This is a genomic window from Niallia circulans (assembly GCF_007273535.1).
Classification (GTDB): domain Bacteria; phylum Bacillota; class Bacilli; order Bacillales; family Cytobacillaceae; genus Niallia; species Niallia circulans_B.
This window is the reverse complement of the sequence record NZ_RIBP01000004.1, coordinates 3,793,368-3,818,601: the sequence shown is the minus strand read 5'-3', so window position 1 is coordinate 3,818,601 and position 25,234 is coordinate 3,793,368. Positions and strand designations below refer to the sequence as shown.

The 25,234-nt window shown below is 40.3% G+C and carries 20 protein-coding genes; 17 read left to right on the top strand and 3 right to left on the bottom strand.

Features of this window, described 5'->3' with window-relative positions:
• The 10 genes from CEQ21_RS26950 to CEQ21_RS26905 all read left to right on the top strand — a co-directional run.
• The coding region (locus CEQ21_RS26950) for a DEAD/DEAH box helicase (protein WP_185767191.1) at positions 1-1,577 on the top strand (1,577 nt) is incomplete at its 5' end.
• A 23-nt stretch (positions 1,578-1,600) separates the two neighbouring features.
• The gene (locus CEQ21_RS26945) at positions 1,601-1,888 is read left to right on the top strand and encodes a DUF3219 family protein (RefSeq protein WP_185767190.1); all 288 of its coding nucleotides are present in this window, start codon (positions 1,601-1,603) and stop codon (positions 1,886-1,888) included.
• Positions 1,889-1,903: 15 nt separating this feature from the next.
• A complete protein-coding gene (locus CEQ21_RS26940) occupies positions 1,904-2,905 on the top strand; it encodes an LLM class flavin-dependent oxidoreductase (protein ID WP_185767189.1) in 1,002 nt (333 codons plus the stop codon).
• A 258-nt stretch (positions 2,906-3,163) separates the two neighbouring features.
• Positions 3,164-4,906, top strand: coding sequence for a sensor histidine kinase (locus CEQ21_RS26935; protein WP_185767188.1), 1,743 nt, complete (start codon positions 3,164-3,166; stop codon positions 4,904-4,906).
• A gap of 2 nt (positions 4,907-4,908) precedes the next feature.
• Positions 4,909-5,694 carry a response regulator transcription factor gene (locus CEQ21_RS26930; protein ID WP_185767187.1) on the top strand — a complete coding sequence of 262 codons (786 nt, stop codon included), beginning with the start codon at positions 4,909-4,911 and terminating at the stop codon, positions 5,692-5,694.
• A gap of 104 nt (positions 5,695-5,798) precedes the next feature.
• Positions 5,799-7,103: an extracellular solute-binding protein gene (locus CEQ21_RS26925; protein WP_235907442.1), complete on the top strand. Its 1,305-nt coding sequence runs from the start codon at positions 5,799-5,801 to the stop codon at positions 7,101-7,103.
• A gap of 72 nt (positions 7,104-7,175) precedes the next feature.
• Positions 7,176-8,054, top strand: coding sequence for a carbohydrate ABC transporter permease (locus tag CEQ21_RS26920; RefSeq protein WP_185767186.1), 879 nt, complete (start codon positions 7,176-7,178; stop codon positions 8,052-8,054).
• Positions 8,055-8,074: 20 nt separating this feature from the next.
• The gene (locus tag CEQ21_RS26915; RefSeq protein ID WP_185767185.1) at positions 8,075-8,971 is read left to right on the top strand and encodes a carbohydrate ABC transporter permease; all 897 of its coding nucleotides are present in this window, start codon (positions 8,075-8,077) and stop codon (positions 8,969-8,971) included.
• Positions 8,972-8,993: 22 nt separating this feature from the next.
• Positions 8,994-11,114: a glycoside hydrolase family 52 protein gene (locus tag CEQ21_RS26910; protein ID WP_185767184.1), complete on the top strand. Its 2,121-nt coding sequence runs from the start codon at positions 8,994-8,996 to the stop codon at positions 11,112-11,114.
• A 20-nt stretch (positions 11,115-11,134) separates the two neighbouring features.
• A complete protein-coding gene (locus tag CEQ21_RS26905; protein WP_185767183.1) occupies positions 11,135-11,767 on the top strand; it encodes a YesL family protein in 633 nt (210 codons plus the stop codon).
• 40 nt (positions 11,768-11,807) lie between these two features.
• Here CEQ21_RS26905 and CEQ21_RS26900 read toward each other — a convergent pair whose 3' ends face one another.
• Complete coding sequence (locus tag CEQ21_RS26900; RefSeq protein WP_185767182.1) at positions 11,808-12,977, bottom strand: ROK family transcriptional regulator; 1,170 nt, start codon at positions 12,975-12,977, stop codon at positions 11,808-11,810.
• A 268-nt stretch (positions 12,978-13,245) separates the two neighbouring features.
• On the opposite strand from CEQ21_RS26900, the gene xylA reads away from it, so the two are divergent.
• The 3 genes from xylA (at position 13,246) to CEQ21_RS26885 (ending at position 17,145) form a co-directional block, all read left to right on the top strand.
• Positions 13,246-14,577, top strand: a complete 1,332-nt coding sequence (gene xylA, locus CEQ21_RS26895; RefSeq protein WP_185767181.1) for a xylose isomerase — start codon at positions 13,246-13,248, stop codon at positions 14,575-14,577.
• 73 nt (positions 14,578-14,650) lie between these two features.
• Positions 14,651-16,141, top strand: a complete 1,491-nt coding sequence (gene xylB, locus CEQ21_RS26890; RefSeq protein WP_185767180.1) for a xylulokinase — start codon at positions 14,651-14,653, stop codon at positions 16,139-16,141.
• A 20-nt stretch (positions 16,142-16,161) separates the two neighbouring features.
• Complete coding sequence (locus CEQ21_RS26885; RefSeq protein WP_185767179.1) at positions 16,162-17,145, top strand: aldo/keto reductase; 984 nt, start codon at positions 16,162-16,164, stop codon at positions 17,143-17,145.
• A 53-nt stretch (positions 17,146-17,198) separates the two neighbouring features.
• On the opposite strand, the gene dpaA is transcribed toward CEQ21_RS26885, so the two are convergent.
• Positions 17,199-18,059: a dipicolinic acid synthetase subunit A gene (gene dpaA / locus CEQ21_RS26880; protein ID WP_185767178.1), complete on the bottom strand. Its 861-nt coding sequence runs from the start codon at positions 18,057-18,059 to the stop codon at positions 17,199-17,201.
• Positions 18,060-18,324: 265 nt separating this feature from the next.
• Between dpaA and CEQ21_RS26875 the strand changes: the two genes are divergently transcribed.
• Positions 18,325-19,923: an ATP-binding protein gene (locus CEQ21_RS26875; protein ID WP_185767177.1), complete on the top strand. Its 1,599-nt coding sequence runs from the start codon at positions 18,325-18,327 to the stop codon at positions 19,921-19,923.
• A gap of 53 nt (positions 19,924-19,976) precedes the next feature.
• On the opposite strand, the gene CEQ21_RS26870 is transcribed toward CEQ21_RS26875, so the two are convergent.
• Positions 19,977-21,950: a methyl-accepting chemotaxis protein gene (locus CEQ21_RS26870; protein WP_185767176.1), complete on the bottom strand. Its 1,974-nt coding sequence runs from the start codon at positions 21,948-21,950 to the stop codon at positions 19,977-19,979.
• Positions 21,951-22,272: 322 nt separating this feature from the next.
• On the opposite strand from CEQ21_RS26870, the gene CEQ21_RS26865 reads away from it, so the two are divergent.
• The 3 genes from CEQ21_RS26865 to CEQ21_RS26855 all read left to right on the top strand — a co-directional run bounded on the left by CEQ21_RS26865 (position 22,273) and on the right by CEQ21_RS26855 (position 25,228).
• Complete coding sequence (locus CEQ21_RS26865) at positions 22,273-23,070, top strand: NUDIX domain-containing protein (RefSeq protein WP_185767175.1); 798 nt, start codon at positions 22,273-22,275, stop codon at positions 23,068-23,070.
• 125 nt (positions 23,071-23,195) lie between these two features.
• Positions 23,196-23,768: a cysteine hydrolase family protein gene (locus CEQ21_RS26860; protein ID WP_185767174.1), complete on the top strand. Its 573-nt coding sequence runs from the start codon at positions 23,196-23,198 to the stop codon at positions 23,766-23,768.
• Entirely contained in the window at positions 23,768-25,228 is a 1,461-nt protein-coding gene (locus CEQ21_RS26855; RefSeq protein ID WP_185767173.1) for a nicotinate phosphoribosyltransferase, read from the top strand. The genes CEQ21_RS26860 and CEQ21_RS26855 overlap by 1 nt, the downstream gene beginning before the upstream one ends.
• Positions 25,229-25,234 lie beyond the last annotated feature (6 nt).

Here is a 25,234-nt window from a genome sequence, read left to right as displayed (position 1 = left end):
GGGAATTTGAAAAAATTCAGCAGTTTTTGCGCTTTCCAGAGCTGGAGCTGAAAGAAGAAGTTGATATGTTTGAGCTTCCGTTCACAGAAGGTCTTTCCCTTTTTTCAGATGGAGAACAAGGCATTATCGAATTGGACGAATCAATGGCAGAGCTTATGCAAGTAATGCGAAATCCAGAACGCTCCGACATAGAGGTGCCAAAGCATTTGCAATCCATTTTAAAGGAGTACCAGAAAACAGGCTTTAAATGGATGAAGACACTTGCACGATATGGTTTTGGGGGCATTTTGGCAGATGATATGGGGCTGGGAAAAACGCTGCAAAGCATTACCTTCATTGCCTCAGAACTTCCCGCCATAAGAACAGATAACAAGCCAGTTTTAGTTGTTTGTCCGTCTTCGTTAACATATAACTGGCTTCAGGAAATAATGAAATTTGCACCAGAGATTCAAGCAGTTGTTATCGACGGTGCTGCAAATGACCGCAAAAAACTGCTGGATGAGCTTGATGGCATGGATGTAGTGATTACATCTTATCCCCTTCTGCGCAAGGATGTTAAATGGTATGCAACACATGCCTTCCACACCGTATTTTTTGATGAGGCACAAGCCTTTAAGAATGCAGGAACACAAACGGCAAAAGCCGTGAAGCAACTGCATGCGGACAACCGTTTTGCCCTGACTGGAACACCAGTGGAAAATTCGATTGAAGAGCTGTGGTCTCTGTATTATATTGTCTTTCCACAGCTTTTCAGAAGCTTGAAGGAATATGCCAATCTGACGAGAAAGCAAATAGCACAGCGCATCAAACCATTTCTGCTGCGCCGCCTTAAAGAGGATGTGCTGATGGAGCTGCCTGGTAAAGAGGAATGGGAGGAAGCGGTCGATTTGCTGCCAGACCAAAAGAAACTGTATGGTGCTTATTTAGCAAAGCTGCGTCATGATACATTCAAGCATCTCGATAAAGCGACACTGCGCAAAAACCGCATAAGAATTTTGGCAGGGTTGACGAGACTAAGACAAATTTGCTGCCATCCAGCGCTTTTTGTGGACGGCTATAATGGCAAATCCGCTAAGCTGGAGCAGCTGCTGCAATTGGTAGACGAGTCCAAGCAAGCGGGCAGACGTGTGCTGATTTTCTCTCAATTTACGAAGATGCTTGAGTTAATTGGCAGAGAGCTTGCTGTAAGAGATATGCCTTTCTTTTATCTGGACGGTAACACACCATCAAGTGAAAGAGTGGAGCTTTGCCATAGATATAATGCTGGTGAAAGGGACTACTTTTTAATCAGCTTAAAGGCAGGCGGAACAGGGCTTAATTTAATGAGTGCTGATACGGTTATTCTTTATGATACTTGGTGGAATCCTGCAGTAGAAGAGCAGGCTGCCGACAGAGCTCACCGGATTGGCCAGGAAAACGTGGTACAAGTAATCAAGCTGATGGCGAAAGGCACGATTGAAGAGAAAATCCATGAGCTGCAGGAAAAGAAACGGCTTCTTGTTGATGAGCTTATCAATACAGAAGAAGCCGTGCTGTCATCTATTACAGAAGAGGAATTGCGGAGCCTGCTTTTATAGATATAGGAGGGAATGTTAGCGATATGGTAAACAAAATTAAGCTTAATGATACAGAAATACTTGTGAAAAGCTATAAGGAAGAGTTAAAAGACGGTCATCATTCTATTACGGTCGTCTTTGATGTTGGAAACGAGGACTATCATGCAATTACGACATTATTGTATAAAAACGACTTTCATGTCACCGTTCCAGAACCAGAGCTGTCCTTTGCTGCAACTATCCAACAATACTCAACATCTGTCACGAACTTATACGAAAAAGGAAATGTTGGCGAATTTACGTTAACACTACTGGAAAAAAGGAAGAGATAGAAAGAAGGCATCATTATGAGGTTAGGAATACTAGATCAATCACCGATTTCTACAAATCAAAATGCCCAAGCTGCCCTAGCTGCATCTGCCAAATTGGCACAAGCAGGAGAGGAATTTGGATATACACGATATTGGCTTGCAGAACATCATGACTTGCCTGGCCTTGCATGCTCAGCACCAGAAGTGATGCTGAGTTATATTGGAGCTAATACAAGTACAATCCGAATTGGTGCAGGTGCTGTTCTGTTGCCCTATTATAAGCCATATAAGGTTGCTGAAGTCTACAATATGCTGGCAACATTATTTCCTAATCGCATCGATGTTGGAATTGGGAGAGCACCAGGTGGCTCTGCAGAAGCAAGTAATGCCCTCTGCGAAAACTTTCTTAAGCAGGTTTGGGCAATGCCTGAAAATATCAAGGAGCTGCTACAGTTTTTGGATGATGAATATCCTGCAGTTCACGAGCAAGCAACATTATCGGCAGCGCCTGTTCCAGAAATTTCGCCTGTGCCGTGGCTGCTTGGGACAAGCAAAAAAAGCGCTGCTCTTGCAGGAACACTTGGGCTTTCTTATACATTTGGCCATTTTATGAGTGAAAATGATGGCCCAGAAATTGTTCAGCAATATAAGCGCGCCTTCAAAAAGCGAAAAAATGGAGAAAGCCAAGCGGAAGTAATTGTGGCCGTTTCCGTTATTTGTGCGGAAACAACCGAACAAGCAGAAGCTATTGCCTTAAGCTCCCTCATTTGGTCACTGCAACGAACAAAGGGGCAAGGGGAACAAGGCGTCCCATCAATCGAAGAGGCAAAAAACTATCAACTTACAGAAGAAGAAACAGAAAAGCTTACTTCCATGAAGGAAAAAATGATTATCGGAAATCCGCAGGAAGTCAAAAACAAGCTCACCAAACTGAGCGAGACATATGCAGCCGATGAAATTATGATTGTTACCATTACTTATGATATAGCTGATAAAATTCAGTCATACAGGCTGATTGCAGAGGAACTGCTTTCATAAGCAGGAGAGAAAAGGGACATTCTGTTAAGGATGTCCCTTTTCCTTATATATATTTCAATGAATTTTTACATAATACTAATCCTCTTCTATATCCTCCATCTAGAAAAAATAGTATAATTCGAATTAAGTAAGGGCTTACACGCTTGATGTTGGGAACAATCCTGCAGGAAAGTATATTCACTTAGTTCATCAATTAAACTAAGTTGTTGAACTTACTACTTATAAGTTGGGTGGCCTAAAAAACTAGAGGGGGAGACTATGCTTAAAGCCTTAAAAAAGTGGAATACATTACGAAACCAAATATTAATAGTTTTCCTGTCAGCAATGTTTATTGTGTTATTGATTGTAAGTATCCTCACCTTTAATCAAGTTTCCTACTTGCTGAAAAACAATGCGGAAAAACAGATTAAACAAGTCGCTGTGGAAGCCAATGGAAGACTAGAATCATTGTATGAGCAAATCAACATGGCTTCAAAGCTAGTTGTAACAAATGACAAAGTACAAAAGCTTTTGACGAAGGAATATGAAAATAAGGAAGTGCCATTTTTGGAGCTGCAGGAATTGATGGGAACAGTGAACACCATTACAGCAAACTCTGATGGCATTTTTTCTTTCCAGCTTTTTACGAATGAAGAGCATCGGGTTTTACCACTTGATGATGCAAATGCACCACTTAAATTACGGAAAAGCTGGGTGGAAATGGCGAAGAGAGAAAAGGGAAGACTTGTATGGATCGGCGAAGACCCAAACGATGCTAATTATTTTCTTGCTATCAGACGAGTAAATCTGATGGACAAAAACTATGCCAATGGTGGGTATATCCTTATCAGTATGTATAAAGAGTATTTTCAATTTGTAAACAAAGATTTGACTAATAAAACAAATCAGTATTCGATATTGCTTGATAAAGCACTTGAGCCGATAATTACCGATTATGACAAGCCGCTACATTCTATCATACATAATGACAGTTCGACAGTTGAAATTAAGAGAACGGATTATATGGTAACAAGAGAGGCATCGGATATTACCGGCTGGACTGTTCTGATTCTAACGCCTGTCACCGCCTTGACAAGCGGTATTTCTGTTCTTCGTTCAAGCATCTTCGTTTCTGGCCTGATCGGTCTGCTGATTTATTTTATCTGTTCTTTATTTTTATCGACCATTATCACAAGACCCATCATTAGGCTTACAAAAACAATGAGACATGCGAGTCAAGGGTCACTGGAGATGAATCCAAAGCTTCCGTCTGTTAATGAGATAAATGAGTTGAATAGCACCTATAACCAACTTGTTAAAGAAACAAATCATTTAATTAAAATGGTTTATGAAAAGGAAATCGTCAAAAGCAGGAGTGAATTGAAAGCAATTCAAGCACAGATTAACCCCCATTTTCTCTTTAATACACTTAATGCTCTTCATTGGTCGCTTGAGGAAAAGGAAGAGGAGGAGCTTGCAGAAACAGTTGTGGCAATGTCTAATTTGTTTCGCTATACAATTACGAACAGCCTGGAGGATGAATGGGTATTTTTGAAGGATGAGCTTAATCATATAAACGATTATATGGAAATCATGCAAATGCGGTTCGGCGATAAGTTAAAATGGCGCATCGAGATGGATACAGCTTATGAACTGGTAAAGGTACCAAAGTTTTTAATTCAGCCGTTAGTTGAAAATGCCGTTATACATGGTGCAGGCAATAAGATAGGCGTTTGTTATATTATCATTTCTGTCAGACATATGTTGAACACACAACACTTGTTGGTAACGGTTGAAGATGATGGAGCAGGTATAGCCGAGGACAGCTTGGAAAAAATCAAGGCAGCGATGGAGGAAGGCGGAATTACCTCCATAAAAGGCAAGGGTATGGCTATTTCCAACGTATTTAAAAGGTTGAAGCTCTACTACCAAGAGGATGGACATGAGGGGCTGGAGATTAAAAGTATGCTAGATAAGGGGACAACTGTTTCCTTCGAAATTCCAATTATAGGGGGAGAATAGGAATGTATACGAAAACAATCTTAATTGTCGATGATGAGCCTAAAGCAAGGCAAGGAATTAAGAATACACTGGAGGCTTGGGCAGACCAAAGATGGCAAATAATTGCTGCAGCAGACGGCGAGGAAGCGATTGAACTCGTCAAGCAATACAAGATTCATATAATAATAACAGATATCCGGATGCCGCAAATAACTGGTCTTAAGCTATTGCAGGCAATAAAAATGCAAAACCTATCACCAGTTGCAATCGTCATTTCTGCTTATTCGGAGTTCGAGTATGCCCAGGAAGCACTCCGCTTAGGTGTTGTTAACTATTTACTTAAGCCTGTCAGTAAAAAGAAGCTGATTGAAGCAGTCGAAGCAGCTGTCACCATCGAAACAAAGCAAACAAGAGCAGAAATGATTGAAAAGGTTGTCGATGACAAGCTGCTCAAGCTCAACCTGAAAGAAATAACGACGAAGGAACCAGTGAGAGAAGCAATTCATTATATTGACCAGCACTTAAAAGTAGAGCTGAGTTTAAAAGGAGTCGCAGAGCATGTCCATTTAAATTCCAGCTATTTAAGTGTGCTTTTTAAGGAACAAATGAAAGTAACCTTTAGTGAATATATAACAAGGCGCAGAATTCAGTATGCAAAGGAGCTGCTGATTTCCACTAACCATCCAGTGGCAGATATTGCCGAGGAATGCGGCTATAAAACAGCTAAATATTTTATTAAGATTTTCCGTGAGTTAGAAGGTGTTACACCAAGCTTGTATAGAAGGACAAACAATGTAAGAGTTTTCTAAAAAAAGTAGTATTTTTCCTAATGACAGTGACCTTTCAGGGCCATAAGAAATGATGGTAGACTAAAAAGTGAAAAGAAACTATAAAAAAAGGGGGCAAACAAGTGATTAGACGTAAATCTATTTTCGTTATGATGTCCATTGTCATGATAGTTGTCTTAGCATTAGCAGGGTGTTCTTCACCAACAAATGAAAGCGCTTCAAGTGATGGGGAAACCGTCATTAAATTTATGCACCTTTGGCCAGAAGGATCTTCAAAGGCACAATACACGATTGTTAATAATATCATCAAGCAATATGAAAAGGATCATCCCGATATAAAAATTCAAACAGAAATTCTTGGAAATGAACAATACAAAGATAAAATCAAAGTTTTATCTGCATCAAATGAACTTCCAGACGTTGGGGTAACATGGGCTGCTGGCTACTTAAAGCCTTTCGTGGAAGGAAACATGCTTGCACCATTAGATGACAAAATCGAGAGCGATTTCAAAGACTCGTTTGTAGCAGGGACGACTGAAGCATACGCAGTGGATGGTAAAACATACGGATTGCCACTTGAGCTGAACATAACACCAGTCTACTACAACAAAGAAATTTTCGAGAAATATAATCTTGAAATACCAGAAACATATAATCAATTCGTTGATGTAGTCAAAACGTTAGTAGATAAAGGAGTAACACCTATTACGCTTGGAAACAAGGACAGATGGACAGGATCCATGTGGTATATGTACCTTGCCGACCGAATTGGCGGTTCTGAAGCTCTGGCAAAGGCGATTAATCGGTCTGGAAGCTTTGAAGATCCGGCTTTGTTAAAAGCAGCCGAAGAAGTGAAGAAGCTTGTTGACATGGGGGCATTTGTCAAAGGGTTTAATGGCTTATCAAACGATGAGGCAAAAGGCTATTTCATGAATGAACAGGCGGCCATGTATTTAATGGCAACATGGGAGCTGCCTAACTATACAACTAGTCCTGATGTGACACAAGAATTTAAAGATAAGGTAGGCTATTTCAAGTTTCCAACATATAAAGGCGGTAAAGGAGATATTAACAGCTATGTTGGTGGACCTGGAGTTGGTTTATTTGTTTCAGAGAATTCCAAGGTAAAGGACGAAGCAAAGGACTTTGTTTCATACCTTGTGAAGGAGTGGGGCAAGCGTTCAGTCTCAGATGCTGGAGTGATTCCAGCAACAGTTGTTGACACTTCTAGTACAGAGCTTGACCAAATGTATATTGATATCCTTAATGATTTAGGCAGTGCATCCAACCTGACTCTTTATGCAGATGTACAAATGAGTTCAAGTGTTGCACAAGTCCATTTGGATATGATTCAATCCTTATTTGGCGGGCAGGCGACTCCAAAAGATTTTGTGAAAAAGCAGGAAGAGGCATTATCTGAAGAGGAGTAACAAACATAGGTTACAGGCATGAAGGGGCATGGTTCAGTGCCCCTTATAGTTAAAAGGAGGGGAGATTAGCGAATGAAAACGGTCATGTCTAATAAATTTGCAATTTGCTTATATGTGCTGCCTGCTTTAATTCTGATTCTGGTGCTGATTTATATTCCGATCGTTATGACAGGCTATTACGGGCTGATGGATTGGGATGGTATTGGCGCAATGAAGTTTATCGGTTTAGACAATTATGTGCAGCTCATAAAGGATAAAATGTTCTGGACAAGTACATATCATTCTGTTTTATTGGCGTTATTTTCGGCAGTAAGCTTGATTTTCTACTTAGTCATCTCTGTAATCCTTGCCAGCAGGATTAAAGGAGCAAACCTGCTTCGAAAAATATATTTAATTCCAATGCTGTTATCCTCTGTTGCGATTGCACAGCTGTGGCTGAAAATATTCGATCCGACAAACGGGATGCTTAATAAATTGCTAGAGCTGTTCGGTGTGGAAAATACACCAATATGGCTGGCAGATCCTAATCTTGTGCTTATTGCTATCTTTGTTCCAATTATTTGGCAGTATGCAGGCTTCTATATCATTATTTATTATGCAGCATTAAAAAACGTGCCGGAGGAAGTAATAGAGGCAGCAAGAATAGATGGTGCAACACCTTTGCAGATTGCTTACAGAATAAAACTTCCGCTCATTTCAGGGGTTATTAAAGTAACGATTGTCCTTGCAATTGTCGGCTCACTGAAATATTTTGACCTCATTTATGTCATGACAGGAGGCGGGCCAAACGGTTCAAGTGAAGTGATTGCTTCCTATATGTACAAAGAGGCTTTTAAAACGTATAACTTTGGCTATGGCAGTGCCATTGGCTTTGCCTTACTTATCCTTTGTCTTATTATGACTTGGGTTATTCAAAAGCTTACTGCATCAAAAGAAGATGTCCAGTATTAACTCAGAAGGGAGTGATAAAAATGAGTGAGCTGTCCGTACAAAAAAGACTGAAAACAAATAAGTCACTTTCACCTAAGACGAAGAGTTCTATCGGATCAAAAATCGGCTTCGGTTTCCTGTACATTATTTTAGGTATCATTGCTGTATTTCAAATTTACCCATTAGTCTGGCTGTTCTTCTTTTCTCTGAAAACAAATCAAGAAGTGTTCGGTTTATCACCATTTGCTCTGCCAAAGGACCCGCAATGGAGTAATTATGCAAAGGTGTGGACACAGGGCAATATCAGTCTGTATTTCTTTAACAGTGTTTGGATAACTGTTGTCGCAGTTGTGCTGACGGTCATACTTGCAAGCTTTGTCACCTTTGCGATAACAAGAATGTATTGGAAGTGGAGCAAGCTTGTTCTTGGACTGTTTATGGTAGGGATTATGATTCCACTGCATTCTACTTTAATTCCATTATTCAGCTTCTTTAACAACATTCACCTGATTGATAATCCCATTTCCATCATCATTTCCTATACTGCCTTTAATCTGCCATTAACAATTATGATTCTATTAGGCTTCTATCAGACACTGCCACGGGAAATTGAAGAGGCGGCAGTTATGGACGGTTGTTCCATTCACAGGATCTTCTTTCAAATCACCTTGCCAATGACAACTCCAGTTATGGCAACAATCGTCATTATCAATATGATTTATAACTGGAATGAGTTCGTCTTCGTCAATACCTTTATCAGTTCTGATAAGTGGAAGACATTAACTGTTGGTGTTAATAATTTTGTCGGTCAATATTTAACAGATTGGGGAGCAATCGGTGCAACGTTAATGATTAGCATCATCCCAATATTAATTGCTTTTATTGCCTTGAGTAATCGAATTGTCGAAGGATTAGCAGCAGGTTCTGTCAAAGGATAAAAACAAAAAGGAGCTGTAAATTATGCCGGAAAATATGTTTTTTAATGCACATCACTCCCCGATTGGGTCATTCTCAAGCTTTACGCTTGGATTTCCAGGTGCAGGCGGAGGACTTGACTTGGAGCTTGGCCGTTCACCAAAACAAAATGTTTATATTGGTGTTGAAAGCATAGATAAAGAGGGTGTATACGAGGCATTGCCGTTTTTCGCCTATCAGGAAGACGATGAAAGCAAACGTTATGATATTGAAAACATGGACCCAGATCCTGATAAGCCAAATATCATTTTTCCGTTTCCAAAGGAGAAGGTATCAAGGGAATTTAAGCTTGGAACAGATACATGGAAAGCAGGGGACTTAACCTTCAAGATTTATACACAAGTAGAATCAGTGCCAGAGCCGGGAGCGGATAAGGAGGATGAAATGAAAAAAATCCTTATGCCTGCTGTTCTCGCAGAATTGACAGTTGATAATACAAACGGAACAAAAGCAAGGCGGGCGTTTTTCGGCTATGAAGGCAGTGATCCGTACAGCTCGATGCGACGGCTCGATGATACGATGGACGGAATTGCTGGAATCTGCCAAGGCAGACTGACGGCAATCGCTGCAAGTAATGCAGACATGAAGTCAGCGATGCATTTCAGCATGGAAAATATCCTTACGACTCCAAATGAGGAAAATTGGACATTCGGCTTAGGTCCGCTCGGTGCCCTTGTCGCAGATGTGCCTGCAGGAGAGGTGAGGACATACCGGTTTGCTGTCTGCTTCTATCGCGGCGGCATTGTTACAGCAGGCATGGATACATCCTATTACTATACGAAGTATTTTGAAAATATTGAGTCTGTCGCCTCATTTGCCTTGGAGCATTTTGCTGAAATAGCCGAAAGAGCAGAAGCTGCAGACAATCGTCTGCTTACTGCTGATCATTTATCGGCAGACCAAAAGTTCATGCTGATTCACTCGATTCGCAGCTACTATGGTTCCACACAGTTCCTAATTGTTGACGACGAGCCGTTCTGGGTTGTCAACGAAGGGGAATACAGAATGATGAATACATTTGATTTAACGGTCGATCAGCTATTTTTTGAGCTGAAAATGAACCCATGGACAGTCAAAAATGAATTGGATATGTTTGTGCAGCGCTTCAGCTACGAGGATAAGGTTCGCTTCCCTGACAGCGATATCGAATATCCTGGCGGCATCAGCTTTACCCATGATATGGGTGTTGCTAATACTATTTCCCGTCCGCATTATTCTTCCTACGAGCTGTATGGGCTTGACGGCTGTTTTTCTCATATGACACATGAACAGCTCGTAAACTGGATATTATGTGCTGCTGTTTATGTAACACATACAAAGGATGAAGCATGGTTGAAGGCAAACATGTCGATTGTCGAGAGCTGCTTTGAAAGCTTGCTGAACAGGGATCATCCAATTCCTGAAAAGAGAAATGGTTTAATGGGACTTGATTCCTCCCGAGTTATGGGCGGAGCTGAAATAACGACATATGACAGCTTAGATGTTTCATTAGGGCAAGCAAGAAATAATATTTATCTCGCTGGGAAAGTCTGGGCCTCGTATGTCGCTCTTGAAAAGATATTCAGTGAACAAGGGCTGACAGAGCTTGCAGAGCAAGCAGGCATTCAAGCAGAAAAATGTGCCAATACAATTGTGGAGAATGTGACAGAAGAGGGCTACATTCCAGCAGTAATTGGAGAGGGCAATGATTCGAAGATAATTCCCGCAATTGAAGGGCTGATTTTCCCATACTTCACCAATTGCAAGGAAGCACTTGAAGAAACAGGAAGATTCGGTGCTTATATTCAAGCATTGAAAAAGCATTTGGAAACAGTGATGACAGAAGGAGTTTGTCTGTTTGCAGACGGCGGCTGGAAAATATCATCAACAAGCAGCAACTCATGGCTCAGCAAAATCTACTTAAGCCAATTCATCGCAAGAGAAATTCTCGGATGGCAATGGGATGAAACAGGGGCAAAAGCTGACGCTGCCCATGTTAAATGGCTGACACATCCGCAACTTTCCGTTTGGAGCTGGAGCGATCAAATCATCGCAGGAGAAATTGCTGGGAGCAAATATTATCCTCGTGGTGTAACAAGCATCCTTTGGCTTGCAGAAAGTAAGTAGAACAAAAAAGAGGTGAAACTATGTGGGCAAAGTCGATGGGTAAACTATTCATTGCATGTGAGTGGATCACGAAGGCAGCTTACCTTAATATCATTTGGATGGTGTATACAATAGCAGGTCTGCTTGTATTCGGTTTCATGCCTGCGACCACAGCTCTGTTTGCGGTGATAAGGAAATGGCTGCTAAGAGAAACAGATATACCTGTGTGGAGGACATTTCATACTATCTATAAACAGGAATTTATCAAAGCGAATCTATTAGGGCTTTTCCTGATGGTCATTTGTGCGATTCTTTGTTTGGATTATTGGTTTCTTCAATATACAGATGGCGTAATCAAAGGGATGATGACAGGTTTGCTGTTGCTGCTGTCAGCTGTTTTTCTCACACTGCTAGGATACTTTTTCCCTATTTTTGTCCATTATGACTTAAAGCTTGGCGACCATCTTAAATATGCCCTGCTCCTTGGGGCGTATCATCTTCACATCACACTACTCATGCTGGTTCTTACAATAGCGACAGTTTGTCTTTTGTTATATATGCCTGGGCTAATACCGTTTTACGGTGGAATTTCTATTGCGTGGATATGGATGGCAGGAGGGAGCTACAGCTTTAGGTTGATTGAGAAAAAAGGGGGGAAAGGACTGGCTGTTTAGGCAAGCATAAAAAAGCGTGAGCTACTTCGCTCACGCTTTTTTACTTAATTTCAAGCTGTGCTTTCAAAAACGCCTCTGCCGAAAAAGCTGATGCTCCAATTGCTGAAACTGGCATAATTGGATTAGAGAAATCAATTCTGATATCTGTCTGATTAAAGGGGGAAGTATATTGCTGGATGACTTCCTTTACTTTTGGTTCGAGCCATTGTTTACAGGAAGCGAGCCGATTTCCGATAATGATTTGTTCTGGATTGAAGGCATGAATGATATTAATAATCCCGAGAGCCAGGTTTTCACCTATTTCTGCTAATGTCTCAAGAACTTCTTTGTTTCCTTGTTTTGCAAGGCTGATGATATCATCCAAACCGTTTTCCTTTTTGAGGTTCTTGCTGTAATATTTTGACAGTAAAGCCTGTTCTGAAGCATAAAGCTCCCAGCAGCCTTTGTTGCCGCATGTACATTTAACACCATTTCTGTCAATTGTCATATGTCCGACTTCACCAGAATAGCCGGTAAATCCACTGTAAAGCTCGCCATTAATAATAATGCCAGCACCAATACCGATACCTGCGCTAATGTATATCAAGTTGTCAGCATGCTGACCAACTCCAAACCGTTTTTCTCCATAAGCACCAGTGTTCGCTTCGTTTTCAACAATAACTGGTATTTGAAAGATTCTCTCCAGTTCTGTTTGAAAAGGGATGTCGTGCCAGCCTAGGTTGGGTGCAAGTAAAAGTATGCCTTTTTTATCGACGATACCTGGTGTGCCTACTCCAATTCCAACAATATTGTAAGGGGAGGGAGGGGCAGCGCTTATTAAGGCCTTGATTATATTTACTACGCGGCTCATCGTATCTTCATAGGATATGTTTTTATACGATTCATTTTTATGGACAATAATATTGCCGCTCAAGTCTGTTAGTACGCCGAGGATGTAATTGACACCAAGGTCGATTCCAATTGTATGGCCAGCTCCATGATTAAAGTGGAGCATGACGGGGCGTCTGCCGCCGCTTGATTCGCCTGGACCAGATTCATTAATAAGTTTTTCTTCAATGAGCTCTGCTACAAGCGAGGAAACAGTGCCTTTATTAAGACCAGAACGCTGAGCAATATCTGCACGAGAGAGGGGAGCATGATTGATTATTTGCGAAAGTACAAGTGATTTGTTTTCTTTTTTAACGAGCTGTTGGTTCCAAGTGATTGGCATGAATGTATTTTAGCCCCCTTGATTTGAAAATAATATCCCCATTTTAACATTAATAGGGAAAAACAGTAATACAATTAAACTAAGTTTATCTAATAAACAAACAAAGTGCAATAAACTTAGTTTATTCAATAGACAAACTAAGTTTACGCTGATATAATAGCTTCATAGCTAACAAGAAGATAGAAAGAGAATGGAATATATGATTCTTCTTTTTCTTGTATTTTGTAAGCGGTATCAAAAAATGAATGTAATAGGGAGGCAGTTAACAATGGCGTATTTTGAAAACATTAATCAAATAAAGTATGAGGGTCCTACATCGAAAAATCCTTTTTCTTTTAAGTATTATAATCCAGAGGAAATCGTAAATGGCGCTTCCATGGAGGAGCAGCTCCGTTTCTCTGTTGCATACTGGCACACATTCACAGCGGACGGCACAGACCCGTTCGGAAGCGGTACAGCAATCCGCCCTTGGAATCACTTAAAAGGTCTTGATTTGGCAAAAGCTCGTGTTGAAGCAGCTTTTGAATTATTTGAAAAACTGAACGCTCCGTTTTTCTGCTTTCATGATTCTGATATTGCACCAGAAGGAAATACATTAAAAGAAACATATGATAATCTGGATCCAATTGTTGCGATGATTAAAGAATATATGAAAACAAGCAAAACAAAACTGCTTTGGAATACTGCTAATATGTTTACACACCCACGATATGTGCACGGTGCAGCAACTTCCAATAATGCGGATGTGTTTGCATACGCTGCAGCAAAAGTAAAAAAAGGTCTTGAAATCGGCAAGGAATTAGGTGCAGAAAACTATGTGTTCTGGGGTGGCCGCGAAGGGTATGACACATTGCTGAACACTGATATGAAATTAGAGCAAGACAACCTGGCTCGTTTCTTCCATATGGCCATTGATTATGCGAAGGAAATTGACTTTAATGTTCCGTTCCTTATTGAGCCGAAGCCAAAAGAGCCGACAAAGCATCAGTATGATTTTGATGTAGCGACAGGATTGGCATTCCTGCAGAAATATGATCTCAAAGATCACTTTAAGTTTAATATTGAAGCAAACCATGCGACGCTTGCCGGTCACACTTTCGAGCATGAATTGCGAGTGGCGAGAATAAACGGCATGCTTGGCTCTGTTGATGCCAATCAAGGGGATACACTGATTGGCTGGGATACAGACGAATTCCCAACTGATTTGTACAGCACGACTTTGGCAATGTATGAAATTTTAATGAATGGCGGACTTGGCAAAGGCGGCTTAAACTTTGATGCGAAGGTTCGCAGAGGTTCCTTTGAGGCAGAAGATCTTTTCCATGCCCATATTGCGGGAATGGATTCATTTGCTATCGGTCTTAAGGTGGCAAATAAGCTGATTGAGGACAGAGTGCTGGAAGACTTTATTGCCGATCGTTATGCAAGCTTTAATGAAGGAATTGGTCTTGATATTGTCGAAGGTAGAACGAATCTCCATAAATTAGAGCAATATGCGCTCACAGCTGGGGAAGTAACAAATAAATCAGGCCGTCAAGAGCGTTTAAAAGCGATTGTGAATCAATATTTACTGGAAACTTTATCAACTGTTCGCGTATAAAGGGAAAAATGTGCTGGGACTTATGTTGCCAGCACATTTTTTAAAAATACAAATGACATAATGAGGTGATTTTATGAAGTATTGCTTAGGAGTTGATTTAGGTACAAGTGCTGTGAAGATTTTGCTTGTAGATAAAGGGGGAAATGTTGTTCATGAAGTATCAAAATCTTATCCGCTTATTCATGAAAAATCGGGCTATAGTGAACAGGACCCAGAGGAATGGGTTCAGAAAACGCTTGCAGGTTTAACGGACATAATGGAAGTGTTTGAAGGCGAGAAAGAGGATATTGAAGGCATCAGCTTTTCAGGGCAAATGCATGGCCTTGTTTTGTTAAATGAGGAGAAGCACGTATTGCGGAACGCAATACTATGGAATGATACGAGAACGACAGAGCAGTGCCAAATTATTATTGACAAAGCCGGGGACAAATTGCTTGAGATCACAAAAAACCCAGCATTGGAAGGCTTTACCCTGCCTAAGCTGCTTTGGGTTAAGCAATATGAAAAAGAGATATTCAATAAAGCAGCTGTTTTCATGCTGCCAAAGGATTATTTGCGCTTTAGGCTGACTGGAAACATACATACAGAATACTCAGATGCAGCAGGCACCTTGCTTTTGGATATAAGTAAAAAGGAGTGGAGTACAGAGCTTTGTGAACTGTTCGGAATTGATAGCCGCCTTTGTCCGCCACTTGTAGAGTCACATGCCTTTGTTGGTACTGTTACGGCCGATGTTACGAAGAAAACAGGTTTATCCTGCAAAGTGTTCGCTGGTGGCGCTGACAATGCTTGTGGCGCGATTGGGGCAGGCATACTAGCAGATGGAAAAACACTTTGCAGCATCGGCACATCTGGTGTCGTTCTTTCCTACGAAGAAAAAGCAGACAAGGATTTTGAAGGTAAGGTACATTATTTCAATCATGGTGAGGAAAATGCCTACTATACGATGGGGGTAACATTGGCGGCAGGGCACAGCTTGAGCTGGTTTAAAGAAACGTTTGCTGAAAATATTGGGTTTGATGAACTGCTGGAAGACCTTAATAATGTTCCGATTGGGGCAAATGGATTGGTGTTTACTCCTTATTTGGCGGGAGAAAGAACGCCGCATCCTGATGCAGCAATTCGCGCCAGCTTTATTGGTATGGATGCTGCCCACAAACGGAGGGATTTTGTTCGTGCAGTGCTGGAAGGAATCACCTTCTCATTAAATGAGTCGATTGAAATATTTCGGGCGAACGGAAAGACAATCAACAAGATAATCTCGATTGGCGGCGGAGCCAAAAATGATGACTGGCTGCAGATGCAGGCAGATATCTTTAAGGCAAGCGTGCAAAAGCTATCAAGTGAACAGGGTCCTGGCATGGGTGCGGCAATGCTTGCAGCAGTTGGTGCGGGCTGGTTTCAGTCCCTTCAGGAATGCGCTGAAAAAATGCTGCAGCCTGTGAAGGAATTTGAGCCAATTCAAGAGAATGTTACACGGTATGAAGAGCTATATCGAATTTATCAAACGGTATATAGTCAAACAAAAACGCTGTCTGAGGAGTTATCACAGTTTCGAAAGTAATAAGACTTGGAGGCAGAAAAATGAAATATAGAAAGCTGGGGAACACAGGTTTAGAGGTAAGTGAAGTAAGTTTTGGGACTTGGGCGATTGGTGGCTCTTGGGGGCAAACAAATGATGTCGAAGCTCTTAAATCGCTTGATCTGGCAATAGGAGAAGGTGTGAATTTCTTTGATACAGCCGATGTCTATGGAAATGGACATAGTGAAGAGCTGCTTGCGAAGGCGACTAAGGGTAAGGAAAATGACATTCACATTGCGACGAAATTTTGCCGGAGCGGAGATATTCATTCAGCTGACACCTACACATATGAAAATGTTCAGACCTTTTGCGAAAACAGCTTGAGGCGCTTGAACAGAGAGGCTATCGACTTGTATCAGATTCATTGTCCGCCACTTGAAATCCTTCGGGATGGCCGTGTTTTTGAAGTTTTGGACCGTTTGAAAAAGGAAGGGAAAATTAAGCACTATGGCGTCAGTGTAGAAACAGTGGAAGAAGGATTAGTATGCCTCAATCATAAAAGTGTTGCTGCACTGCAAGTCATCTTTAATATCTTCCGTCAAAAGCCATTAGAAGCACTTTTGCCAAAAGCAAAGCAGAATGGCACCGGAATTTTGGTGCGCTTGCCTCTTGCGAGCGGGCTGTTAACAGGGAAATTTTCGCAAGGGCATCGTTTTGAACAGGACGATCATCGAGCATTTAATGAAAATGGCGAGTCTTTTAATATTGGCGAGACATTTGCTGGCCTTGGTTTTTCAAAGGGAGTTGAGCTGGCAGACGACCTTCGCTGGATTGCTAAAGGTCGCCAATCAATGGCATCCGCTTCTTTAAGATGGATACTTGATCATGAAGAGGTATCTTGTATCATCCCAGGTTTCAAAAATGAGCAGCAAGTAAAGGGTAACTTAGTGGCGTTGGAAGAGAGGTCCTTTTCTCCGGCAGAAATAACAAGGCTGCAGGAGTTTTATCAACAAAAAGTGAAAAACAGCATTAGGGGACCATATTAAAGCAAAAAAAGGGGCAGCCGCCCCTTTTTCTTTTTGTATAAATGGTTAGCTTGCTATTCGAGGACAATATCGGCAATGATTTCCCCTGCAGTAGTTGGTGCAACCTTCGCTGGCAGACCGAGAGCATGAATGGCCTTTATACCTTTTTCCTTTGCATAAGCAAAATCTGTTCCACCGGGCTTTGAGGCAAGATCAATAATGAAGGCTTGTGCTGACATGGCATCAATCAGGTCTTTTGTGACAACATGAAAGGGAACGGTATTAATACAAATGTTTTGCTGTGCGATCTCTTCAGATAATGCATGAAATATGATTGGCTTTAGGCCCATTTCCTGTACACGCGCTTTGTCAGCTGTTTCTCTTACGGCAACACTGACATTGGCACCGACATTTGCAAAAAGGCGGGCAACGGTCATACCAACCCTGCCAAAGCCTAATACTACTACATTGGCACCATGCATCGTATAGTCTGTTTCTTCTATGGCAATCTTTAATGTTCCTTCAGCAGTTGGGATCGAGTTCAAAATTGCGACATCATTGCGTGAAAAGATAGGGATGATGCTTCTGCCTGTTGTTTTTTTTATGTATTCCAGAAATGGGGTAATAATGCCTGAATAGATTTTGCAATACTCTTTTGTCTGCCGAAACATTTCCTCTGTTAAAAAAATTTCCTCACTTGCAAACTTGGATTCTGCTTTTCCATCAGTTGCAATACCAGGGATAGGCAAAAGGATTTTGTCCACACTGCTGAAATCGACTTCAGAAAGTCGTTGTTTGCTGACATTAACATACTCCAGCTGTATTTGATCAAAACCTGTTAAAATAATCTTTCCAGCTGTTTTGGCAAGCTTATCAATCACTTGAAGCTGGCGTTGATCACCGCCAATAATCAGGATTGTAGAGTTGTCAATCATCTTGGACCTCCTATATGAAAAATGTATTCTCTTTAATAATAGTAAACAATTATGATAAATAGTCCTGTTCTTATGGTAATATATATTTTCATAGAACAAAGGAAAATTGATACATATTTATAGGTATAAAGAATTTATTCCTCTAAAAGGATGAATTTTTTGTTATGATATAATTCGACGCAAATGGCAGTAACGCCTCTCATTAATTTAATCTTAATAAAACATTAATACTCATTATATATGTAACGAAACGGGAGTAATTTTTATGGAGAAAGCATCTATTGATTTTAAATCACTTAAACAAAAGTGCCTGGAAAATGGACTAAATCCAACTGCAATGACAGTTTTTTCGGAAAGGCTGAATAAAGAGGAATTACTTCAAAAGCATATGGAGTACCAGGAAATCTTGGATGTCGTTGTGTATTTTCTCGATAAATTCCTCGATTCTTTAAAGGAGATGCCGATTATCGCTTCTGTCTGTGATGCAGAGGGATATTTGCTGAGGAATCTTGGTCATGAACAGAGCATGCGGAATGCAGAAATAATCGGTATTGCTGAAGGTGTACTCTTTAAAGAAGAAGATTGTGGCATTGATGCCATTTCCTTGTCATTGAAGCATAAAAAAAGCGTTGAAATTGTTGGATATCAGCATTTTCATACACATCTTCATACGAAAGCCTGTTATGCAGTCCCTATTATGGATTGGACGGAGGATAAGGTTATTGGGACCATTTCCATTATGACAGAGCTTGAACATGCAAGCCCTCTGATGCTGACACTTCTGTCCACTGTGAATCAGACAATTGAAAGGGAAATCGATTTAATTAGGCAAAACCATGAGTTAAATATTTTGAACAAGATTATCATGGATACGACAAGGAATGGAATATTAGTAGCTGCCCAAAGTGGCAGGCTGCTTGATTTCAATGCATTTGCAGAACATATAACTGGATGGAAAAAAGAGGATATTGTCGGTGCGAGCATTTTGGATCTAAAGTATTTTGGAGAATATTTGCAGAATGTGCTTAACACGAAAAGACCTTATACAGATATTGAAATTTCCTTTACGAGAGAAAAGGATAATGAGACCCTTATTTTCTTGCTTGATTGCTTCCCAATCTTTCTGAACAACGGGACGCTTGTGGGTGCATTTGCTCAATTCAGGGATTTTACTGATCGCAAGAAAACAGAACAGCTTTTATTGAATTCAGAAAAGCTGACTGCTGTCGGACAGATGGCTGCAAGTGTTGCACACGAAATTCGGAATCCGCTCACTACGATACAAGGATTTATCCAGTACTTAGAAAATGACTTCAATAAAAAAGCCCATTATGACCTGATAATGTCTGAGTTAAAACGAATTAATTTTATTGTAGGGGAATTTTTAATTCTTTCTAAGCCGCATGCTGTTCATTTTGTTAAACAAGACTTGCAGAAGATTATGGATGAAACAGTTTCCTTGTTCCAGGCAAGTGCCAATATGAACAATATCTTAATGGAAAGAAATTATAACGAGGATAGTATACTACTCCAATGTGATGAAAACCAATTAAAGCAAGTTTTCATGAACGTTTTTAAAAACAGTGTGGAAGCAATGCCATATGGAGGAACGATCAAAATTCTTACAGATGTGACAGAGGAAAAGGAAGCAATTATTCAAATTGAGGATAATGGTATTGGTATGACCTCTGCGCAAATCAAAAAACTCGGACTTCCATTTTACACGACAAAGGATACGGGAACAGGATTAGGCTATATGGTGATATTCAAAATTATTGAACAGCATAAAGGTCATCTTCATATTGAGAGTGCTGTTAATCAAGGAACGACTATTGAAATTAGACTTCCGCTTGCAGATGAATAATGATAAATGAAAAGCCGCCGCAGATTTATTATAAATTTGCGGCGGCTTTGTTGTTAATATTTATATTTTTTTATAATGTCGTGTAGCTCATCTGCCATTACAGAGAGTGTATGGGAGGATGATGAAATCTCCTCCATTGCTGCAAGCTGTTCTTCTGTTGATGCAGCGACCTCTTCTGATGAGGCTGCATTGCTTTTGGCAATATCTGACACATCATAAGCTGTAGCTTCTACTTCCTTAACGACTACAAGCATTTCCTTAATTGTGTTAGATACGTCAGTCATTTTTGGTGATATTTCCTTCATGCTGGAAAGAATATCATCAAACTTTTCAATCGCATCCTCTGATACAGACAGACCACTTTGAACGTTGTCAACGACAGTAGCCATTTTTTGAACAGTGCTTTCTGTATCGTGCTGGATGGCTTTAATTAAATCTGAAATCTGACTTGCTGAGCTTTGGGACTGTTCAGCGAGTTTCCGGACTTCTTCAGCAACAACGGCAAAACCTTTGCCAGATTCTCCTGCTCTTGCAGCTTCGATGGCTGCATTTAATGCTAGAAGATTTGTCTGTTCTGCTATTGCTGTAATGACGTTTAAGATAGTCCCGATTTCTTTAGAGCGGTCATACAAGGAGTGAATGACTGTGTTTGAATCAAGTACTGATTCATGAATAAGATTCATTTGGTCAACAGTCAGCTTAACAGAACGGCCGCCTGTTTCCGCTTTTTCGGTTGTTTCTCTCGTCAGGTTGGAAACAGCAGTAGTGCTTTCAGAAATGGAAGCAGTCCCTGCCGAAATTCTGTTTAATGCAATGATATTTTCTTCCATTCCTGACGTTTGTTTTTCAGCACTTGCTGCAACCTCTTGAATTGCTTCAGCCACTTGTTCTGTTGCTTCGCTTGTCTGTACAGCACTTGCGTTAAGCTCTTCGGCTGAAGCAGCCACTTGAACGGCGTTATGCTCAACAGTTCCTAACAAACTTCTTAAGCTTGCCTGCATATCAATGAAGGATAAAGCAAGTTTGCCGATTTCATCGTTCGAATTCGTTTTAATATCTTCTGTTAAATCACCACTGCTGATTTTCTGTGCTGTTTTTTGGAGTGCTCTCACTCTGATAACAATCGATCTTACTATCACCATAACAATTGCCGCACCGATAACTACAGCTACAGCAATCACAAGGAAGGTAGTGTTTAATATTGGTGAAGCCGCTTCCTCTGTTTCTGATGAATACATAGTGCCGGCTATTTTCCAGCCTGTTAGCTCATTTGTCGTGTAATACATCACACTATCGTTGCCGTCAGCAGTATAGTTGATGATCCCGCTGTTTGCTTTGTAAAGCTCCTTATAATAGCTTTGCTCTGCCTTCGCACCAACTTCGCCTTTTGGATTCACGATAAAGAGCTGCTGTGCATCAAGTAAGATGGCATATCCATCATCACCGATATTCACACTACTAGCTGTGTCTGCCAGTCTTTTTATATTGATATCAATTGCCATAACGCCACTTCCGTCATTTAGCTTTTTCGTGACAGTAACAACCATATCTCCTGTGCTTGCATCTTGATAAGGACTTGTAACAACTACGTCATTATTATCCATTCCACCTTGATACCACGGTCTTTCTCTAGGGTCATAATCACTTGGCAGATCCGTTTCAGGATAAGAAATCATTCGTCCATCTGTAGTACCGATATAAATACTCTGTACTTCAGGATGTAATCCGATATATTGGGTGAACTTTTGGATGCCTTGTGAATTTTTGTCTCCGTCTTTAAACATGTCTGCAGTCAGTAAATCACTAAAAAAGTCTGCATCATGCACCTTTGGGGAAAGCGTATTGTCTATGTTTGAATTAAGCAGTTTAATATTTTCTTCGGCACTTTTTAATAAACTGTTTTCTAGTTCATTTTTAGCACTATTGTAGGAAAGGAAGCCCACTGCTATTGTTGGAATTAAAAGAATAATAGCAAAAGCTGTGTAAAGCTTTGCCCTTAGATTCCATGTGATGTTTAATTTTTTCATTGCTGCTTTCTCCTTAAGTTTAGTTTCAAGATAGCACAATGCCATTTATGGTGATTGCTATCTTATTAAGGTTTATTTCGGCATTGAAGGTGATAAATTAAAGCAGTTATTCTGAAAAAAAATATTATTGCTAAAATTATTGCAATGAAAATGCTTTATTTGTTATTACTTCAATATTATAGGGTCTGTATGACAGGAGGCTTTCGTTTTTTTATCTGGAAATTTTAAAATTTTAGGCTTGCAATTGGAAGGAAAAGGAGGTATATTGTTATTAACAAGTAATTTACGAATTACAAATTACTATTTGATAAGAGGGTTTAGCATGAAATATAAAACAGAAAAAGAAGCACTGGCAAATTATGATTCGGCTAAGTACCGAACGCCTGACGGCTATACTGCTGATATTGCCATTTTCACCATTGTATCAGAAAAAACAGAGGAAAAAGCACCGCCATCCATGACACTGAAGCTGTTGCTTATAAAGCGTGCTGAAACAGACCAAGAAGGAAATCCAAATATTGAGGGTGGAAAATGGGCTCTCCCTGGAGGATTTGTTGATGCGCTTAAGGAAGAAACGGCTTTAATGGCAGCCAAAAGAGAATTAAAGGAAGAAACAAATGTGGATGGTTTGCATATATTGCATTTTGGTGTATATGACAAATTTAAACGAGATCCTAGAGGCTGGATGATATCAAATGCTTTTTATGCAATCGTTCCAGAAGAAGATATAAAAAAGCGTCAGGCAAATGATGACGCAGCAGAAGTGGAGTTATTTGATGTAGAGGAGATACCAGCTTTAAACTTGGCGTTTGATCATCAAGAAATCATTAAAGATGGACTGCGCTTTATAAAGCGGGACATGATTACGACGACTGCAGCTAAAAACTTCTTGCCAAAGGAATTTACACTGTCAGAACTGCAGCGGGTACTGCTGACAGTTGGAGATGATCCAAGGATTTCGAATGATTCGGTCTTTTTCACGAAGGCACCAAAGCTTCCATTTATTGAAAAAGCACTCGACGTTGACGGGTCGCCTAAAAAGACAAAAAGAAATTCATTCAGACCATCTCAGCTATATGTTTTTAATGACTTTGAAATTATTGAATCCATTTATCATTAATGGGTGTAAAAGAAGGGAAAGACAAAAAGCTTTCCTCCTTCTTTTTAACTAAAGTAATTTGAAATTTGTAAATTACAAATAACAAAATTAATAGCCACAATATATTAATTAGGGAGGAATAATAAATGGCGAATAAGGCGTTAATAAATATTGACTATACTGTTGATTTTGCCTCAATTGACGGAAGGTTATCCTGCGGTGAGAAAGGGCAATTAATAGAAAAAGAAGTTACATCTATTACAGAGAAATTTATTCGAAATGGTGATTATACGGTTTTTGCGGTGGATGTGCATGAAGCGGAGGATACACTTCATCCAGAGCATGCATTATTTCCACCTCATAATATAAGGAACACAGCAGGCAGAAGTTTATTCGGCAGTTTGCGGGAGGTTTATGAAAGAAATAACCAGTTCAATCATATTTATTATTTAGATAAAACAAGATACTCAGCCTTTGCAGGGACAGATTTGGAGTTGAAGCTAAGAGAAAGAGGGATAACAGAGCTTCATCTTGTCGGCTTATGCACAGATATATGTGTGCTTCATACTGCGGTTGATGCATATAATAAAGGCTTTAGCCTCGTTATATATGAGGATGCGGTTGCCTCCTTCTCCCAAAAGGGGCATGAATGGGCAATTGAACACTTTAAGACAGTCTTAGGAGCGAAAATTATTCAGGGAAAAGGAGCAGATAAATAATGAGATATTCAGATGACAGCTTGATGCTGCACACAGACTTATATCAGATTAACATGGTAGAAACGTACTGGAAGGACAATGTTCATGAACGTAAGGCTGAGTTTGAAATGTATTTTCGCAAGCTTCCCTTCGGAAATGGATACGCTGTTTTTGCAGGACTTGAGCGAGTTATGGACATAATTGAGAGCTTTCATTTTTCAGAAACGGATATTGAGTATTTGCGAGAGGTTGGCTACTCAGAAGAGTTCTTGCGTTATCTGAGTGGAATTCGCTTTACTGGTGACATTCATTGTGTGAGAGAGGGAGAAATCGTGTTTGCTAATGAACCACTACTGAGGGTTGAGGCAACATTAGCAGAGGCACAGCTGTTAGAAACAATTCTCCTCAATATTGTAAACTATCAAACCTTAATTGCGACAAAGGCATCTCGTATTAAGATGGTAATTGGTGAAAACACGGCAATGGAGTTTGGTACGAGAAGAGCACATGAACTGGATGCCGCTTTGTGGGGAACGAGAGCTGCTTATATCGGCGGTTTTGCTGCAACCAGTAATGTAAGAGCAGGTAAGCTCTTTGACATTCCGATTGCAGGTACACATGCCCATGCGCTTGTGCAGGCATATCGTGATGAGTATAAAGCATTCAAGAGCTATGCAAGCAGCCATAAGGATTGTGTTTTTTTAGTCGATACGTATGACACTTTACGCTCAGGCGTGCCAAATGCAATCAAGGTTGCTAAGGAATTTGCCGGTCGCATTAACTTTAAGGCAATAAGACTGGATAGTGGTGATTTGGCATACTTATCAAAACGAGCAAGACAAATGCTCGATGAGGCTGGCTTTACAAATACAGAGATAATTGCGTCAAATGACTTAGATGAATATACCATCATGAATGTGAAAGCAGAGGGTGCGAGAATTGATGTATGGGGTATTGGTACAAAGCTGATCACCGCCTATGATCAAGCTGCACTTGGTGGTGTATATAAGCTTGTCAGTATTGAAGAAGATAATGGCGGAATGGCAGATACGATAAAAATCTCTGCTAATCCGGAAAAAGTAACGACGCCTGGTCAAAAAAGACTGTACCGCATCATTAATAAAGGAAACGGTCATGCAGAAGGGGATTATCTCGCGCTAGCTAGTGAGGATGTTACCCAGGAGCGCCTGAAAATGTTTCATCCTGTTCACACATATATCAGCAAGTTCGTCACAGATTACACTGCAAAAGAATTGCATGTGACAGCAATAAAGGCTGGGAAGAGCTGTTATGAATTGCCGTCCCTCCAAGAGATTCAAAGGTATGCAGCAGATAATCTAAAGCTGTTTTGGGACGAATATAAACGCATGCTCAATCCAGAGGAATATCCAGTTGATCTTAGCGAGGAATGCTGGAATAACAAAATGAAGCTTATTAAAGAAGTCCAAGAAGAAGTTGAAAAAAGCATGGGAAGGAGGTAATCAAAA